A 3,749-nucleotide genomic window follows, 5' to 3' on the forward strand; every position below is an offset into this window, starting at 1 on the left:
GAGCAGGTGCAGGTATTTGTGAACGCCGCGCTGAACGCCAGAGCGGAAGCCATGAATCTACAGCGGCAATGGTGGAATGAAATATTCGCCAAGTATCCACAGTTGCCGAAAGACAAAAATGTCTTTGTGGATTTTGACACGTGTGACTTTTACCTGAACTTAACAAGCGATAGCGAAGTTAAGTGAGTCGAACTTCACAAGCGCCACAGGCGCGACGTGAAGAGAGACCCACAAGCATACGAAGTATGCGCCGTGTGAGCCAGCCGCTGGCCCGGTCAGCCAGCGGCACTTCTGCGGCAACTTGAGGTTGCACGCAGTCGCAAGGCCGCGCAGCGCGACGTTCTAGTGCGGATAGGGCAGTAAAAAAAATACTTACTAGCTCCTTTTTATCCGCCGAATATCTTTTTGGATCTGTTTTTGCAGAGCGGGCAGGTCTTTAAATTTGATGATCGGCCGCAAATATTCCTGCAAAAATAAAGTGGCTTTCTGGCCGTAAAGATCGCCGCTGAAATCCGGCAAATGCGCTTCGATGGCGTTATTGCCGATAAATATCGCGGCAGTGTGAAGTTTGTTTTGGACGCTGGCTTCGCCGCGGTACACGCCGTCGCGGGGCACGAGTTTTTGCGGACAATCCAGCCGGAGATTGATCGTCGGCGCGCCCAGCCGGCGGCCGAGCCGTTTGCCACGGACTACTTTGCCGCTGAGCTGATAATCGCGTCCCAGCAGTTTATTGGCCTCTGCGATTTTGCCGTCAGACAAATAGGCGCGTATCGTCGAGCTGCGGACGGCGGTTTTTTGGTAAACATATTCAGGAATTTCCGTAACCGTGATTTTGTATTTTCGGCCTAATTTTTTAAGCAAAGCAAGGTTGCCTTGCCGCTGCCAGCCGAAATGAAAATCGTGTCCGACAATAATTTCTGTGGGTTTATATTTTTTCTGGAGCCAGATAATAAATTTTTCCGGTGTGAGACGGGCGTGGCGTGGCGTAAATTTAAATTCCGCCAGATTGCCGAGCAGGTCTCTTTTTTCCGCGGGCGTGGTCAGCAGCTCAATGTCCGGGTTGGGATGCGGCGTGATGGTCAAAACCAGATGCGCTTTTTCAATGACCTTTTGGTGGCCGCGGTGCACGCCGTCAAAAACGCCGATAGCTATTTTCATTGGCGGCTGCCCCGCGGAATGATGCAGTCCGCGCTCAATTTATACACGCCGATCCTGGTTCTGATTAATTTAGACATATATGCGCCGGTGCCCATTTTTGCGCCGATATTGTAACACAGGACACGGATGTATGTGCCTTTGGAACAAACGATGCGCAGTCTGGCTTTGTCTGGCGGCAGGAAATCGAGCAGGGCCAATTCTTTGATCTCAATTTCTTTAGCCGGCCGTTCCACTTCAAGGCCTTGTCGCGCCAGTTCATACAGTTTTTGGCCGCGCACCTTGACCGCGGAATACATCGGCGGTGTCTGCTTTTGTTTGCCGATAAAACTGTTTAAAATTGGCTGCAGTTTGTTTTTTTCTATGCTGACATTTTGCCTTGCTAATATTTTTCCCTCGCTGTCGCCGCTGTCCGTGACTATGCCGAAAGTTATTTCGCAGAGGTATTCTTTTTCCTGGCCGGTCAGCTGTTCTAATTGTTTGGTGTATTCCCGTCCGACAGCGACCAGCAATAATCCTTCCGCGGCCGGATCGAGCGTGCCGGCATGGCCAACTTTGCGCGTGGCGCAGCGGCGCTTGACCCAGTTTACCACGTCATAAGAAGTCCAGCCGGGCGGTTTATGAAAAGAATAAATCCCGTTCTCAAAAAACATTTTTATATTATACAGTATCTACTTGACAGACCAGCATTTTTCGTATTACAATAAATATATGGATTATGAGTGGGACGCCAAGAAAAATCTGGCAAATGTTGGAAAACATGGGTTTGATTTTCGATTGGCCGCGGAAGTGTTTGAAAGCAATACAATAACTATTGAGGATATGCGCAAAGATTATGGAGAAAAAAGATTAAATACTTTTGGTCTGTGGAACAGCAATATAGTTGTGGTTATAACTCATACGAACAGACACGGAATTATCAGAATAATTTCGTTCAGGCGGGCAAATAAAAAAGAAAGGAATATTTACTATGAATATTATAAGAATGAATAGCGCGAGAATGAAAAAAAGCGTTACGGCGGCGATGCTAAAAAGAGCTAAACAGGCTGCTGGACGCGAGCCGAATATGACCGACCCAGACGCGCCGGATCTGTCCAGTCTTTTATCTGTCGAAGTGAAACGACGCAGAGGCCGTCCGGTAAAAGAAATTAAAAAAGGCGTTCTTTCTTTGCGGTTGGCCACGCCTTATATAGATAAACTGAGAAACAATGGTAAAGGCTGGCAGACACGCCTGCGCGAATATGTGGAGCAGGGCATTGAGGCCGGTGCTTTTTTGCGTTAGTCTATCCGTTTAGCGGCTGTGCTGTAGACCGTTGATTTGGCGCGCTGGCGCGCTTTTTTGCCGCGTACCTGAGGATCAGAGAGTGTTTTTGAATGTTTGGCCGTCAATCTCCTGCTCAAGAAAAAACGCTGCTGAAAATCGGGAAATAGGTTATAATACTGGCATAAATTCAGCAAAGGAGTTTTTATGCAATTCATTATTTTCGGTTTGTTTTTGATTGTGGCGCTGGTTTTGGTTTCGATCAAGCAGATCAATCAATACGAGCGCGGCCTGCTTTTTTCTTTTGGCCGGTTTACAAAAATTTTGGAGCCGGGCTGGCGGCTGGTGCTGCCGGTAATCCAGTCTTTTGAAAAAGTGGACATTCGCACCAAAGCGGTCGATGTGCCGGAGCAGGATGCGATCACGCGCGACAATGTATCGATCAAGATCAACGCCGTGATTTATTACAAAGTTTTTGACGCGGGCAGAGCGATTATCGAGGTCGAAAATTTTTATTATGCTGTGAGCCAGCTGGCGCAGACTACCATGCGCAACGCTGTCGGCTCGGTGACACTCGATGAGCTTTTGACCGACCGCGAAAAAGTTTCCCAGGAAATTTGTTCGATCATCGACAAACTGACCGACCCGTGGGGCATCAAGGTCGAAAATGTGGAATTAAAAGACATTACGCTGTCTGAGGAAATGAAGCGCGTCATCGCCAAAGTTGCGGAAGCCGAGCGGGAAAAGCGCGCGGTCATCACCAAAGCCGCTGGCGAGGTTGAGGCTTCGGAAAATCTGGCCAAAGCTGCCGCGCTCATGAGTAGCGCAGCCCGAATGGTTTACTCCAGCTCTGCAGATCACGTCTATTTTTGACAGTATTCCGGGTCTGGTCTGGAATGGCGGCAGGCCGGATATTGGAGGAGCGGTGTCTTTTGCGGAGCTGAGACAAAGGGTAGCATTTTTTAACCAAAAAAATATAGGCGTGTATTTTACTTTTTCTAATCTTTTATTGTCCGAGAAACATTTGACTGACAAAGATTGTAATCAGGTGCTGGCCGCTTTTACCAATCCGCTGAACGGCTGTATTGTCGCTTCTGATTTATTAGTCAAACATATTCGGCAAAATTATCCGCAGTACCGGCTTATCCTTTCCGTAGCCAAAACAACCGAACCGCAGTTTGACGAAGCGGCATTATTGAAAGCAACTGGCGAATACGATCTGGTGGTGTTTCCGGCGAGATTTAATCGAGAAGTGGATTTTTTAAAACACTTTCCGGCGGAGAAGATAGAATTAATTGCTGATGAAATTTGTCCTAAAAATTGTCCTTATATT

Annotated in this window: 8 protein-coding genes; 5 read left to right on the forward strand and 3 right to left on the reverse strand. The window is 47.8% G+C overall.

Features of this window, described 5'->3' with window-relative positions; genetic code table 11:
* A partial coding sequence (locus tag LBJ25_03125) for a hypothetical protein (GenBank protein MDR1452950.1) occupies window positions 1-186 on the forward strand: 186 nt, incomplete at its 5' end.
* Between the two features lie 189 nt (window positions 187-375).
* Here LBJ25_03125 and ribF read toward each other — a convergent pair.
* Together ribF and truB are read right to left on the reverse strand one after the other, a co-directional pair.
* Complete coding sequence (gene ribF / locus LBJ25_03130; protein ID MDR1452951.1) at window positions 376-1,158, reverse strand: riboflavin biosynthesis protein RibF; 783 nt, start codon at window positions 1,156-1,158, stop codon at window positions 376-378.
* Window positions 1,155-1,808: a tRNA pseudouridine(55) synthase TruB gene (gene truB / locus LBJ25_03135; protein MDR1452952.1), complete on the reverse strand. Its 654-nt coding sequence runs from the start codon at window positions 1,806-1,808 to the stop codon at window positions 1,155-1,157. The genes ribF and truB overlap by 4 nt, the downstream gene beginning before the upstream one ends.
* A gap of 58 nt (window positions 1,809-1,866) precedes the next feature.
* On the opposite strand from truB, the gene LBJ25_03140 reads away from it, so the two are divergent.
* The gene (locus LBJ25_03140; GenBank protein ID MDR1452953.1) at window positions 1,867-2,148 is read left to right on the forward strand and encodes a BrnT family toxin; all 282 of its coding nucleotides are present in this window, start codon (window positions 1,867-1,869) and stop codon (window positions 2,146-2,148) included.
* Window positions 2,126-2,437, forward strand: coding sequence for a BrnA antitoxin family protein (locus tag LBJ25_03145; GenBank protein ID MDR1452954.1), 312 nt, complete (start codon window positions 2,126-2,128; stop codon window positions 2,435-2,437). Before LBJ25_03140 ends, LBJ25_03145 begins: the two co-directional genes overlap by 23 nt.
* On the opposite strand, the gene LBJ25_03150 is transcribed toward LBJ25_03145, so the two are convergent.
* Entirely contained in the window at window positions 2,434-2,613 is a 180-nt protein-coding gene (locus LBJ25_03150) for a hypothetical protein (protein MDR1452955.1), read from the reverse strand. The genes LBJ25_03145 and LBJ25_03150 overlap by 4 nt on opposite strands.
* Window positions 2,614-2,623: 10 nt before the next feature.
* Between LBJ25_03150 and LBJ25_03155 the strand changes: the two genes are divergently transcribed.
* The gene (locus LBJ25_03155; protein ID MDR1452956.1) at window positions 2,624-3,289 is read left to right on the forward strand and encodes a slipin family protein; all 666 of its coding nucleotides are present in this window, start codon (window positions 2,624-2,626) and stop codon (window positions 3,287-3,289) included.
* A gap of 151 nt (window positions 3,290-3,440) precedes the next feature.
* Window positions 3,441-3,749, forward strand: a 309-nt coding sequence (locus tag LBJ25_03160) for a hypothetical protein (protein MDR1452957.1), incomplete at its 3' end; no start/stop codon positions are given.

This window comes from Candidatus Margulisiibacteriota bacterium (assembly GCA_031268855.1).
Classification (GTDB): domain Bacteria; phylum Margulisbacteria; class Termititenacia; order Termititenacales; family Termititenacaceae; genus Termititenax.

Excerpts from the sequence above, each read along its gene's own strand:
- LBJ25_03140 (MDR1452953.1), top strand. The coding sequence starts at position 1,867 with ATGGATTATGAGTGGGACGCCAAGAAAAATCTGGCAAATGTTGGAAAA.
- truB (MDR1452952.1), bottom strand. The coding sequence starts at position 1,808 with ATGTTTTTTGAGAACGGGATTTATTCTTTTCATAAACCGCCCGGCTGG.
- LBJ25_03155 (MDR1452956.1), top strand. The coding sequence starts at position 2,624 with ATGCAATTCATTATTTTCGGTTTGTTTTTGATTGTGGCGCTGGTTTTG.
- ribF (MDR1452951.1), bottom strand. The coding sequence starts at position 1,158 with ATGAAAATAGCTATCGGCGTTTTTGACGGCGTGCACCGCGGCCACCAA.
- LBJ25_03145 (MDR1452954.1), top strand. The coding sequence starts at position 2,126 with ATGAATATTATAAGAATGAATAGCGCGAGAATGAAAAAAAGCGTTACG.